Below are 12,498 nucleotides of genomic sequence, written 5' to 3'. Positions count from 1 at the left end.
GTTTTTGCGGAGGCGGACCGTTAACAGCAGCCGTAACGGTCGCCGAGATGCAAAAACCGTGCCGGTTCCGGCGGTGCGGGATCGCCGGTCGCTCGGGGTTGCCGACGGCGGGTTTTTCCAGGGGTCTGACCGGATCGTCCGCGCCAAACGGTGGCTCTAGCTTACGTAAACAGAGAACCCAACCCGGAGGGGTTGGGTTCAGCCGGAGCGGGCCGACGGTAGTTTCAGTAGGGACTCGCTCCGTCCGGCGGGACGGCGGTGCGCCACCAGCGTACGCCTTCACCCTCGGTCCCCGGGGCGTAGGAAAAGTAGACCAGTTCGACCCGGCCGAAGACGTCCTCAAGGGGCAGCAGGCCCCAGCTGCGGCTGTCTTTGGAGTGGGGCCGGTTGTCGCCCAGCACCAGGCATTCGCCCGGGGGGACGACAAGCTCCTCGGCGGCGTTGATACGCTCCGGCGCGGGATCGACGGCGAGCAGCTCCGCTGACAGGTAGGGCTCCTCGAGGAGTTCACCGTTGAGAACCACCCGATCGCCGATCAGTTTGACTCGATCGCCGGGGAGGGCGATCAGGCGCTTGACGTAATCCAGGCCGGGCTCGAGGGGGGCGGGGAAGACGACGATCTCACCGCGCCGCGGTTGTCGCAGCTGGTAGATCAGGGTGTCGGTCAGCAGCCAGTCCCCGGGCAACAGGGTGGACTCCATGGAGTCGGACAGGACGTAGGAGCCCTGGACGGCCAGGCTGCGGCAGAGTACGAGCAGGACGATCACTAGCAGCAGATCGGTGAACAGTCCGGCCAGGGGGGGCTGGCGTCGTCGCCAGCGGGAAAGGCGCGCCAACAAACCGGGTTTAGCCGTCTTCATGGATCTCGTTCTCGACGTACTCTACACCCTCCGGTTTGAGTAGCACGGTGCCGTTGCCCGGCATCTCGACGAAACCGTACTTGCGCTTGGCCTCGGAAAGGCAGACCTGGATGTTGGCCGGCGGTTTGAGGTCGAGGTGGCGGAAGCAGGCGCAGACGTCCTCGTGAATGATCGGTTCGCGGTCGAGGACGTTTTTGAGGTAGTAGATGAACAGGGCGCAGCGCTGGTAGTTTGAGCGCGGGTTGGCCGGAGAGAACCACTCCTCGAGGGGTGGGGCATTCTGAGTGCCGTCGAGGACGAGTTCGGGCATCTCGGCGGGATCGGGTCTTAACCGCGGGCGGCCGCGACCGCGGCGTCCGTAGCGTCGCGGGTGCTCCTCCAGCAGCTTGTTGAAGCGCCGGATTTGCTCCTCGACGAAATCGCGCGGACCCTCGGCGCGCAGTGTGCGGGCGTTGAGATCGATCTCGACGTTCACGTTTTCCTCTGCCTCAGCCGAGGGGAATTCTTCTGTTGGTGATTCAATATCCGGGGATTGTTCGATGTTGCCGTCATCTTGCACAAATAGCCCTTTCGTTGCGTGATCAGGTTGAAGAGGTTAGAGTAACAGGTCGAGCATCAACATCCCCAGGCCGAGGTAGATGGTCAGGCCGATGATGTCGTTGGCGGTGGTGATGAAGGGGCCGGAGGCCAAGGCGGGATCGACGCCGATGCGCTTGAAGAACAGCGGCATGAAGGCCCCCACCAGGGTGGCGATAATGATCGCGCCGACCATCGCGGTTCCGACGACGACGCCCAGCATGGGGTTGCCGCCGACCGCCCAGGCCAGGGCGCCGACGATCAGTCCGCAGAAGAAACCCAGCAGCGCGCCGACGCGCAGCTCGCGCAGGGCCGAGCGCAGAATGTTTTTCGGTTCGGCCCGGCCCAGGGCCAGGTTGCGCACCACCACGGTCGAGGACTGCAGGCCGGCGTTGCCGCCCATGGCGGTGATCACGGGGATGAAGCCGGCCAGGGCGATGACCTGCTCGATGGCGTAGCTGAACAGGCCGATGATGGTGCCGGAGAACAGGGCGCCCAGCAGGCAGACCAGCAGCCAGGGCAGGCGCAGACGGACGACGCTGAAGGCGCTCCTGACCTCGAGCTCCTCATCCGAGGTGGCCGCCATCTTGAAGATGTCTTCGGTGGCCTCCTCGCGCAGGACGTCGAGGATGTCATCGACGGTCACCTCGCCCAGGAGCAGGCCGTCGTCGTCGGTGACGGGGACGGCCAGCAGGTCGTAACGCTGGAAGAGGGCGGCCAGTTCCTCCTGATCCATCGCCGGGCCGACGGTCTTGTAGTCGGTTTCGATCAGGTCCCGCAACGGTTTGTCGGCGGCGGCCGAGGCCAGGCGTTCCATGAAGACCACCCCCACCAGGCGCGCGCCGTCGTCGGTCAGGTAAAGATTGATGTGCTGTTCGTCGCCGATGCTCTGTTGGACCTCTCCGCGGGCGCGGCCCACGGTCAGTCTTTCGGGGACGGAGACATAGTCCAGGCTCATCCGGCCGCCGGCGCTGTCCTCGGGGTAGGTCAGCAGGTCGCTGATCTCGGCGGCGGTTTCCCGGGAGGCGGCGGCCAGGATGCGCTCGCGCAGCGGCGGCTCGATGTCGGCCAGCAGGTCGGCGGCCTCGTCGGCGTCGAGGACGGAGATGGCGCGGGCGGCGCGCTCGACGGGGACGTCGGCGAAGTAGTCGACGGCGAGGTGCCCGCCGATTTCCAGCAGCAGCTCGGCGACGCTCTGCGGCGGCCAGAGTTCGAGCAGCCTCAACTGGAGTTCTTCGTCCAACTGGGCGAAGGCCGCCGAGAGGTCGGCGGGATGACCGGCGGCGGCCAGCCGTTGAAGGCCGTCGACATCGCCGCTGTTGGCCAGCTCGGTCAGGCGGGTCGCCTGAATCTCGATCGGTTGCTTATCGAGATTATCTATCATCAGGTTCAGGCCACTTTCATTTTGACGAGTTCCTATGCTACTACCCAACTTGGTCGAGCGTCAAGAAAACCGTCTCCGACCTGGCGGTGTTCGGGGTTGTTCGGCGCGCCGCGGGACGGGCCTTTGTTGACCTGACCGGCCGCCGGTGGTAGGATTCAAACACGAACTAAAACGAAAACCTGTTCCGACGGGATTTGTCCTGCGGTGCGCGACCGACCGTTTATGGTGCGCCCGCACTCAGGGTCGCCGGCGATTGCTGAACGTCACGGACCATTGTACACCAGCGGACTCCCCGAATTAAGTGGCAAGTCTGTTACATCCCGTCTGGTCCTTTTTCTGAATTGCGGCGCTCCGGAGTGCGATCCGGGACGCGATCCGGCCGGAGGACGGCCGGGGGAAGGGGTTATTCCATGAAGTGGCTCTCCCGCAAGGGCATCCTGATAACCATCGGCGTCCTGGTGGGCCTGTTAGTTATCGCCGTGATGCTGACGGACTTCTTCGTCGACATCATGTGGTTCAACGCCGAGGGCTACGAGTCCGTCTTCTGGACCCGCTTCTGGGCGGGGGTGGAGTTCGGCCTGATCGTCTTCGCCGGCTACGGGATCATCGTGGCCCTGAACCTGCTACTGGCGCACTTCTTCAGCCGCTCCGGCCAGCAGGTCGTCTCCGAGGAGGCGGTCACGCTACCCGATCTGGGCGGCAAGCTGCGTAAGCACGACCTGCTGTTCGCCTTCTTTGTCGGAGGTTTGTTCGCCATCTTCAACGGCGTCACCAGCGGCGGTAGCTGGCAGGTCTACCAGAAGTTCATTCACGCCACGGCCTTCGGCAGCGCCGATCCGATCTTCGCCAAAGACATCTCCTTCTATATCTTCAAGCTGCCCTTCTACCGCCTGATCTACGATCAGCTCTTCGGCGCCGTCTTCATCGCCACCCTGCTGGTCGTCGGGATTTACGTATTGCGGCGGATGATCTGGGTCGAAGGCCTGCGGCGCTCCAGCACGGGGGACGACGGGCTGCTCAACAGCGGTCCCCGGCGCGTCAAGCGCAAACGCAGCCCCTGGCACCTGCGCAGCTCCCGCCTGGTCAAGGGCCACATCTTCGCCCTCGTCGGGGTGATGTTCGGTCTCAAGGCCTGGGGCTACTACCTGGAGAAGTTCGACCTGCTACATTCCGTCCGGGGCGGGGTCTTCGGCGCCTCCTATACCGACGTCAACATCGACCTGCCGATGTACCAGGTGCTGTTCTGGCTGACCCTGGCCTTCGGCGCGGCCTTCTTCCTGCTGACCTGGCTCAAGTCGAACAACTTCAAGGCCATCCTGCTGATCCTGGCCGTGTTCATCGTGCTGCCCTGGATCCTGCTGGGCGTGGTGCCCTGGGTGGTCGAGGACTTCATCGTCGAGCCCAACCAGTACGAGTACGAGAAGCCCTACATCGAACACAACATCGCCTACACCGGACAGGCCTACGGGCTGGACGAGGTCCAGTTGTTGGCCTTCGGCGAGCAGGGCGGTCTCCAGCGCACCACGGAGGAGGAACTCGTCGAGCTGGCCGGTCTCGAGGGCGGTGGCGAAGACGTCGGCGGTGACGAGACCATCAGTGTGCTGAACCGCACCGACATCGACAACAACGAGGCCACCATCCGCAACATCCGCCTCTGGGACTGGGCGCCGCTCAACGACTTCTACACCCAGAAGCAGACCTTCCGCGATTACTACGAGTTCCTGGAGATGGATATCGACCGCTACGACATCGACGGCTTCCAGACCTCGATGGTCGTCTCCCTGCGCGAACTCAACAGCAACAAGCTGCCCGAGCAGGCTCAGACCTGGCAGAACCGCCACCTGAGCTACACCCACGGCTACGGCGCCGTGGCCAACCCGGTCAACCTGGTTTCCCCCTCGGGCAAGCCCGTGCCCTACGTCCAGGACATCCCGCTCAACATCGACGAGCTGGACCTCGACATCGCCCAGCCCCGCATCTACTTCGGCGAGGGCGAAATGGACTACGCCTTCTGCCCCAGCGGGGCCGAGGAGATCGACTATTACGACGCCGACCGCAACGTCAACGTCAACTACAACTACGAGGGCGGCGGCGGAATCCCCGTCGGCGGTTTCTGGCGCCGGTTGTTGATGAGCATCTTCGTCGGCGACATCGACGTCCTGCTCTCCGACTACATCACCGCAGAGAGCGAGCTGCTGATCCGGCGCAACGTCTCCGAGCGCGTACGCCAGGTGGCCCCCTACCTGGTCCAGGACTCCGACGCCTATCCCGTGCTCACCGACGACGGCATCTACTGGATCGTCGACTGCTACACCACCACGGCGCTCTACCCCTACTCGGAACCGATGCTCTCCGAGAGCTTCAACTACATCCGCAACTCGGTCAAGGTCGTCGTCAACGCCTACAGCGGCAAGATGGACTTCTATATCACCGAAGTCGATCCCCTGATCGAGACCTGGGCCAAGGTCTTCCCCGGAATGTACAAGCCCCTGACCGAGATGCCGCCGGAGCTTCACGACCACATCCGCTATCCCAACGAACTCTTCGCCGTTCAGTCCGTGGTTTTCTCCCGCTACCACATGCGCGACCCCTGGGTCTTCTACCAGAAGAGCGACTCCTGGGTCATCCCGGGCAACGAGAGCGGCGGGATCTTCAACGCCTACTACATGACGATGAAGCTGCCGCGCCATGAAAACGAGGAGTTCCTGCTGATCACCCCCTTCGTCCCCAAGGGTGAGAACCGCAACAACATGGTCGGCTGGATGTGCGCCCGCTGCGACGAACCCAATTACGGCGAGCTGATCCTCTACACCTTCCCGGCCACCCGTCTGGTCTACGGTCCCAAGCAGATCAAGAGCCTGATCGCCCAGGACCCGGCCTACTCCCAGGCCCAGTCGTTGTGGTCCGAGGGCAGTTCCAACGTCCAGGAGGGCCGAATGGTCATCCTGCCGATCGAGGATTCGGTGCTCTACGTCCAGCCCATCTACCTGCGGGCCAGCGACGAGCCGATCCCGGAGATCGCTCTGATCGTACTGGCTCACGGGGACAATATCGCCATGTACCCCCGCAGCGTCCAGGGCGGCGATGTCGATATGTCCGACAGCCTGCGCCGGGCGCTCAACAGCCTCTTCCCGCCGGAACAGGAGACCGCGGAGGCCGAGGAGGCCGAGACCGCCGAGGTCGAGGAGGCCGCCGAAGCGTTGGAGGAGGTCGGGCTGGCCCCGACGACCGAGAGCGAGCTGCCCGCCGGCGTCCTCGAATTGACCAGTGAACTCGCCGACGCCTGGAACGCCGCGATGGAGGCCCGTCGTACCGGTGACTGGGCGGCCGAAGGGCGCAACATGGCTCGGGTCGAAGAGTTGATCAACGAGCTGGAAGCCTCGCTGGAGTAAGCGATGAAGTTCATCTCCGCCCTCGGGCTGGCGGCGATCGCCCTGGCGGTCGCGGCGCCGGTGAACGCCCACGAACAGGCGGCGGTGGACTACGAACGGACCCGGGGGCTGATCCGGGAAACCGCCGGGGAGGAACTGCAACTCCTCGGCGGACCCGCCGGCTCCTGGGTCGTCTATTCGGTCACCCCGCCGCCCTGGGCCGTCAGCTTCGCCCTGGCCGTGGACTGGTGGGCGGTGCGTCCCGGCGACGGTCTCGCCGTCTACGTCTACGATCATTCAAGCAACCCGGCGCCCGCCGTGACGGCGAACTCCGACCTCGACGAGCACTGGCGTCTCTGGCAGTCCTCCCGCGACGTCACCCGCTTCGCCAGCTCCAATCCCCGCTATCTGCTCCTCGACGGTCCCAACCCCGGCGGCCTCATTCCTCGGGGTGCCGACGGCACCCTGCGCGTCCTCGTTTATGCCGACGGCGGTCTGCCCCTGGCCACCGACGAGGCCGTCTACCTGCGTGAACTGGAGTGGACGTTCTCCAGGCGGGACGAGCTGTGGCGGCCCACGCCGGAGTGGAACGATCTCTACCTGGACGCCGACGCCGCCGGTTTCGTTTTCGCCGACGACCTGCTCTACGCCGCGGGGACCGGCCGCGCCCCCGTCGAGTACCGGGGCACCGCCCGCGGCCGCTATCTGGCCCTGCGCGCCGCCGTAGTAGAGGCTCTCAAGCTGGCCGTGGTGCGGATCAACGAGCAGGTGCGCCTCGAGGTCCAACTCGACGAGCTGCCCGGCTACCGCGTCGTCGAACGCGCCGAACTGGGCGACGGCTGGTGGCGCGCTCTGGTCGCCGTGCCCCTCAACGGCCCCGGCGGCCTGGCCGAAAAGCTGGGCTACCACCGCCTGTTGCCCCGCGAGCCCTGACCCCGAGCCGTCTCGAGCGCCTTCAACACAATCGGGAGTAACCTTGACTGAGATGGAAAAGCCCGTCGTCGCCCTGATGGCCGGCGGCAGCGGCCAGCGCTTCTGGCCCCTGTCCAAGAAGAGCCGACCCAAGCAGTTGCTGCACTTCGGCGGTGAGGAGAGCCTGCTGCGCGCCGCCTTCAAGCGTGCCCTGCTGCTGACCTCCCTGGAGCGCATCCTGCTGGTGACGCGGCGCGATCTGATCGAGGTCCTGGCCGCCGAGTTGCCCGAGCTGCCCGAGGAGAACTATCTGCTGGAACCCAAGGGCGCCAACACCGGCCCCTGTGTGGCCTACGCCGCCTTCGAGGCCCGCAAGCGCTTCGGCGATCCGATCCTGGTCATGTTACCCGCCGACCAGCGCGTCGTCGACCGCGACGGCTTCGCCGAGGTCATCCTCGGTGCGGTCGAGGTGGCCGTCCGGCGCGAGGCCCTCGTCGTGCTGGGCATCGAGCCCACTCGGCCCGAAACCCAATACGGTTACATCAAAACAACCGGGGAGAGTTGCGACGTCCCCGGCGTCGACTGCCAGCCCGTCGAGCGCTTCACCGAGAAGCCCAACTACACCCGGGCCGTCGGTTTCGCCGAGACGCCGGGCTACTACTGGAACTCCGGGATGTTCATCTGGCGCAGCTCGATCATCCTGCGGGCACTCGAGGAGAGCGCCCCCGGGGTCTACTGGCCCCTGGAGCCGCTGGGCTCGGATCCGGCGATCCCCACACCGCCCGAACTCGTCGAATCCTGCTACCAGACGGTGCGCTCGATCTCGATCGACTACGCGGTGATGGAGAACGCCGGCAACGTGGTGATGGTCCCGGCCAGTTTCGGCTGGGACGATCTGGGGCAGTGGACCAGCCTGCGCCGGGTCTTCTCCCCCGACGCCACCGGCAACACCATCGTCAACACCGCCGATGGTCCGCCGCCCTACATGATCGACAGCGAGGACAATCTGATTTACAATGCCACCGGGTTGCAACTGGTCCTCATCGAGCAGCGTAACATGGTCATAGTCCTAACCGACGACGCAGTGATGTTCCTGCCCGCCGAGCGGACCGCCGACATCCGCCAGGTGGCCGACCACTTCGACAACCCGCCGGCCCCCGACGAAGACCTCGATTGAGTTACGGCCCGTGAAAAGAAACCTGTCGCCCATGAAGATCGTTCTGACGGGACTGCCACTGTTGGCGCTCGTCATCGCCGGCTGCCGCGAGGAGCCCGAGCCGCCGGTGATCACCCCGGCCCGGGAGACCCCGCCCCGTCAGGCCCCCGAAGCCCCCCAGGTGGCGGCAACCGCCGACCGGGTCATCGCCGATTTCGAGGAGATGAACGGCTGGGCCTTCAGCTCCTATCCCGCCGCCGTCGACGGTTACCTGACCCACAGCTTCGGCGACGAACCCGTCAGGGAGGGTCAGTACTCGGCAAAGCTGGTCTACGACTTCAGCGGCGCCCGGGGAGAAACCGCCGCCGCCTATGCCGAGACCTCCCACCTGCTGCCCCTCAACTGGCAGGAGCTCAGCGTCTGGGTCTACGGCGACGGCTCCGACGGCTGGCTGCGCGCCGAGTTCATCGACGCCACCGGCGCCAAGTTCGTCGGTGACCTGACCGGCGCCGTCGACTGGAAGAACTCCTGGCGCGAGTGCCGGCTGCGGCAGAGCGACCTCGTCGGCCTGACCGACGAGCACGCCCGCCGCCACCCGCCCCTCGCCCTGACCCGTATCTACCTCGTCGTCTTGCCCACCCAAAACCACGGTGCCGGGGAGCTGTACTTCGACACCATGACCCTCGAGTAGAACCATGCGCTATTTCAAGCCGATCTTAGTCGCCGCCCTGCTCGGTCTGGTCGTCGCCGCCGGGGCCATTGATCTGTTCCGCGTCCTCAACGCCGAGGATCTCCTCGAGGAAGGCATCGCCTACTTCGAGGCCGGTGAATACGATAAAGCCGAGGCCAAGTTCAAGTCCGCCGCCGTCGAGCTGCCCGAAGGCTCCGAGAGCTACTACTGGCTGGGCCGGACATTCGCCGCCCGCGGACAGTACGACGAGGCCCTCAACTACTACGATTACTGCCTCGAGCTCGAGCCCGCCAACGTCGAAGCCTTGCAGGAGGCCGGCGGTCTGGCCATGCAGCTCGGCCGTTTCGAGGACGCCCTGCCCTACCTGCGGCGCCTCGTCGACGTCACACCGGAGGACCCGGCGGTCTACTCCAACCTCGGTCTGACCTATCTGGGCCTCAAACAGTACGACAAGGCCGAGACCCAGTTCCTGACCGCCGTCGACCTCGAGGCCGACCTGGCTCGGGCCTACGACGGATTGGGGATGGTCTATGACGCCCGGGGCCAACTGACCGCCGCCGAGGACGCCTTCAAGACCGCCCTCGAATACGACGACGACCGTATCGAGACCCTCTTCCACCTCGGGGTGATCTACCATAAGCAGGGCCTGCGCTCCGAGGCCGTTCGCTACTACAACAAGACCATCGAGGCCGATCCCGACAGCCCCCTGGCCGGCGCCGCGGCGCAGCAAATCGAGGCCCTCGACGGGGATTTTTAGTGCGCAACTGGTCGATTTTTGCCATTACGTTATGCAACGGGGCCGACCCTCGGGGCGACCCCTTTGACTAACAAGACCGTACACCTACTAGCGCCATACGTCGGGGCGGCTGTCCTCAGCCGCCCGTTTTGATTCCGCGCCAAACTGTAGGGGCCGACCTGAAGGTCGGCCCGGATTGAAAGTGAAGGCCAACTAGCTGAGGTCGTCTTCCAAATCCTCAATCAAAGCGAACAGATTCTTCATCTTGGTGACGATGTCATAACCACTTTCAGTAATCAGCTTCTTAACCCGTTCAGATACCTTATCCCCAATGGTCACATTGGTGAGATAGATGTCCCAGTTGGTGAAATGGGAGAACCAAGCGTAAACAATAATCTGCAGGCGGCTGAGGTTGAACATGCTGCGCTGCAGGCGCAACTGGGGTTTTGCCAGGAAGCTGAATAACAGAACAAGTAGACCGCCACCGCCGGCCGCCAGGTATTCCCAGCTCGCTTCGCCTGCAATGAGCTGGTAGATGAGTACCCCGATGAGCCCTAAAGAGATGACGAAGGCCAGCCAGTTCATCCAGATGATCGAGCTGAAACTGCGGTTGATCTTCTTGGTGGCTTCAGGGATCGAGTTACGCAGGACGGCCAGCGATTCCATAATATGCTTCGCTTCCGACTCACGCTCATCTCTTAGTGAGACTTTGCTTTCACCGCCCGGTTCATCATCTCCGGTTTCGCCTTGGGTGAAAGGACCAGGGTCGGGCTGCACGCCTTTTGTCTGACCGGCACCTCCGGCTAGCCCATGGGGAGTGACCCCTTCTTCTTCTAGCAGCATCTTCCTCCTTTTTTAGGGTAAATACAGCATACAATCCGTGAAAGAAAAATAACAACAGACCATAGTCATCAGAAAGCTTGTTTATCAGTCGGCACCCCTCCGACACCGCCCAAACACGACAAACGAGGGCCCGGCGCGCTTGTTGCCCGCGGACTCCCGACGAGGGAGGCCGCGGAATGCAACAAGCGTGACGGGCCCGCTGCGATGGGTAAGAGAACGGGCGGGGCTCAGGCCCCGCCCGGATAACCTAACTGTTCGATAACGGCTAGACGATCCGCGCCGGGGCCGGATGGTCTTCGACGTACTTCTCGAAGAAGTCGTAGCGCTCGCGGTTGACCTCGATGAAGTACTCGCACTGGCGCCTGACGTCCTCGATGTCGACTCGGCGACGGGCTACGCCGGTCTCCATGGCGGCCTGGGCCACGGCGGCGGCCTCGGCGGGCATCACCCGGGGATCCGTCGGCTTGGTGATGATGTAGTCCTCGCTGAGTTCGTCTTCCGGGATCAGCTCGGCGACGGCCTTGGCGGCGGCCAGGAACATGGCCTCGTTGACGTCGGAGGCCCGGGCGTCCAGGGCGCCGCGGAAGATGCCGGGGAAGCCCAGGACGTTGTTGATCTGGTTGGGGTAGTCGGAGCGGCCGGTGGCGATGATCCGGGCGCCGGCCGCGGCGGCGTCCTCGGGCATGATCTCCGGGTCGGGGTTGGCCATGGCCATGACGATCGGCTCGTCGGCCATCGAGCGCACCATGTCCTGGGAGAGCTGGTCGGCCACGGAGAGGCCGAGGAAGACCTCGCGGCCCTTGACGGCGTCGGCCAGGGAGCCCTGAACGCCCTCGCGGTTGGTGACCCGGGCGATTTCGTCCTTGAAGGGGTTCATGTTGTCGGTGCGGCCCTCGTAGATGGCGCCGCGGGAGTCGCAAAGGATGACGTCGGCCACGCCGGCGGTCATCAGCAGCTTGGTTACGGCGATGCCGGAGGCCCCGGCGCCGTTGACGACGACCTTGACCTCGCCCATCCGCTTGCCGACGAGCTTGAGCGCGTTGTAAAGCGCGGCCAGGACGACGACGGCCGTGCCGTGCTGGTCGTCGTGGAAGACGGGGATATCCATCTCGTCGCGCAGGCGGGCCAGGATCTCGAAGCAGCGCGGCGCCGAGATGTCCTCGAGGTTGATGCCGCCGACGCCGGGCTCCATCGCTTTGACCGTGCGGATGATCTCCTCGGTGTCCGTGGTGCGCAGGCAGATGGGGAAAGCGTCCACGCCGGCCAGCATCTTGAACAGGACGCTCTTGCCCTCCATCACCGGCAGACCGGCCTCGGGGCCGATATCGCCCAGACCGAGGATGGCCGTACCGTCGGTAACGACGAGGATGGTGTTGTCCTTGGCGGTATAGTCGTGGACCCGGGTCACGTCGGCGGCGATCTCGCGGCAGGCCTGGGCCACCCCGGGGGTGTAGGCCAGGGTCAGGTCCTTGGCGTTGCGCGCCGGGACCTTGCTGACGACCTCGATCTTGCCGGAGCCGGCGAAGTTGGCGTTATGATAGTCCAGCGCCTCCTGCTTGGTGTAGGTGACCAGGCTCTGCTGCTTCTTGCCCAAGGCGAACCCCCTGTGTCGCAAGTGTCGGCGCCCCGTTATGGGGCGCGGGATTTGTGAATACGGTAACCGGGGGGAAGTATAGGCCGCCGCCGGGGGGCTGTCAAGCGATCATGGATGACTGGAAATCGAGCTTCAAAGAACAGTCAAAGTACAAACACAGGCTTCTGGGCAGAATGAGAAGGCGCGAATTTCAACTTGACAACGACCTTGTGGTTGCATAGAGTAAAAAAAGCTTGGGATCACACACGATCATGGACCAATCAGGATGCTTTTTAGGTAGTCTATCATGCCGGGATCGTTTCTTTGGTTGAATCTGAACTCCATCTCCCTGATGAAGAGACTGAACTTGTGCTTGAAACCGCCGTGGTAGGCCTT

10 protein-coding genes are annotated in these 12,498 nt (G+C 64.2%); 5 read left to right on the top strand and 5 right to left on the bottom strand.

Annotated elements, in window-relative coordinates; translation table 11 throughout:
• Positions 1–224: 224 nt before the first annotated feature.
• The 3 genes from lepB to mgtE form a co-directional block, all read right to left on the bottom strand.
• Positions 225–860, bottom strand: coding sequence for a signal peptidase I (lepB, locus tag GF399_06780; GenBank protein MBD3400020.1), 636 nt, complete (start codon positions 858–860; stop codon positions 225–227).
• Positions 847–1,335 carry a hypothetical protein gene (locus GF399_06775; protein MBD3400019.1) on the bottom strand — a complete coding sequence of 163 codons (489 nt, stop codon included), beginning with the start codon at positions 1,333–1,335 and terminating at the stop codon, positions 847–849. The genes lepB and GF399_06775 overlap by 14 nt, the downstream gene beginning before the upstream one ends.
• A gap of 120 nt (positions 1,336–1,455) precedes the next feature.
• Complete coding sequence (mgtE, locus tag GF399_06770) at positions 1,456–2,820, bottom strand: magnesium transporter (GenBank protein ID MBD3400018.1); 1,365 nt, start codon at positions 2,818–2,820, stop codon at positions 1,456–1,458.
• Between the two features lie 410 nt (positions 2,821–3,230).
• On the opposite strand from mgtE, the gene GF399_06765 reads away from it, so the two are divergent.
• From GF399_06765 to GF399_06745, 5 genes are read left to right on the top strand one after another with little or no spacing between them, the layout of a single operon-like run.
• Entirely contained in the window at positions 3,231–6,212 is a 2,982-nt protein-coding gene (locus tag GF399_06765) for a hypothetical protein (GenBank protein ID MBD3400017.1), read from the top strand.
• A gap of 3 nt (positions 6,213–6,215) precedes the next feature.
• The gene (locus GF399_06760) at positions 6,216–7,124 is read left to right on the top strand and encodes a hypothetical protein (GenBank protein ID MBD3400016.1); all 909 of its coding nucleotides are present in this window, start codon (positions 6,216–6,218) and stop codon (positions 7,122–7,124) included.
• Positions 7,125–7,167: 43 nt separating this feature from the next.
• Positions 7,168–8,280, top strand: coding sequence for a hypothetical protein (locus GF399_06755; protein MBD3400015.1), 1,113 nt, complete (start codon positions 7,168–7,170; stop codon positions 8,278–8,280).
• 31 nt (positions 8,281–8,311) lie between these two features.
• On the top strand, positions 8,312–8,950 hold the full coding sequence (locus tag GF399_06750; GenBank protein MBD3400014.1) for a hypothetical protein: 639 nt from the start codon (positions 8,312–8,314) through the stop codon (positions 8,948–8,950).
• A 4-nt stretch (positions 8,951–8,954) separates the two neighbouring features.
• Positions 8,955–9,707, top strand: coding sequence for a tetratricopeptide repeat protein (locus GF399_06745; protein MBD3400013.1), 753 nt, complete (start codon positions 8,955–8,957; stop codon positions 9,705–9,707).
• Between the two features lie 192 nt (positions 9,708–9,899).
• Here GF399_06745 and GF399_06740 read toward each other — a convergent pair whose 3' ends face one another.
• The gene (locus GF399_06740; protein ID MBD3400012.1) at positions 9,900–10,529 is read right to left on the bottom strand and encodes a hypothetical protein; all 630 of its coding nucleotides are present in this window, start codon (positions 10,527–10,529) and stop codon (positions 9,900–9,902) included.
• 265 nt (positions 10,530–10,794) lie between these two features.
• A complete protein-coding gene (locus tag GF399_06735) occupies positions 10,795–12,102 on the bottom strand; it encodes an NAD-dependent malic enzyme (GenBank protein ID MBD3400011.1) in 1,308 nt (435 codons plus the stop codon).
• Between the last annotated feature and the right edge of the window lie 396 nt (positions 12,103–12,498).

The organism is Candidatus Coatesbacteria bacterium, assembly GCA_014728225.1.
Classification (GTDB): domain Bacteria; phylum RBG-13-66-14; class RBG-13-66-14; order RBG-13-66-14; family RBG-13-66-14; genus WJLX01.
This window is presented reverse-complemented; position numbering and strand designations above follow the sequence as displayed.

Excerpts from the sequence above, each read along its gene's own strand:
- lepB (MBD3400020.1), bottom strand. The coding sequence starts at position 860 with ATGAAGACGGCTAAACCCGGTTTGTTGGCGCGCCTTTCCCGCTGGCGA.
- mgtE (MBD3400018.1), bottom strand. The coding sequence starts at position 2,820 with ATGATAGATAATCTCGATAAGCAACCGATCGAGATTCAGGCGACCCGC.
- GF399_06765 (MBD3400017.1), top strand. The coding sequence starts at position 3,231 with ATGAAGTGGCTCTCCCGCAAGGGCATCCTGATAACCATCGGCGTCCTG.
- GF399_06760 (MBD3400016.1), top strand. The coding sequence starts at position 6,216 with ATGAAGTTCATCTCCGCCCTCGGGCTGGCGGCGATCGCCCTGGCGGTC.
- GF399_06750 (MBD3400014.1), top strand. The coding sequence starts at position 8,312 with ATGAAGATCGTTCTGACGGGACTGCCACTGTTGGCGCTCGTCATCGCC.
- GF399_06745 (MBD3400013.1), top strand. The coding sequence starts at position 8,955 with ATGCGCTATTTCAAGCCGATCTTAGTCGCCGCCCTGCTCGGTCTGGTC.
- GF399_06740 (MBD3400012.1), bottom strand. The coding sequence starts at position 10,529 with ATGCTGCTAGAAGAAGAAGGGGTCACTCCCCATGGGCTAGCCGGAGGT.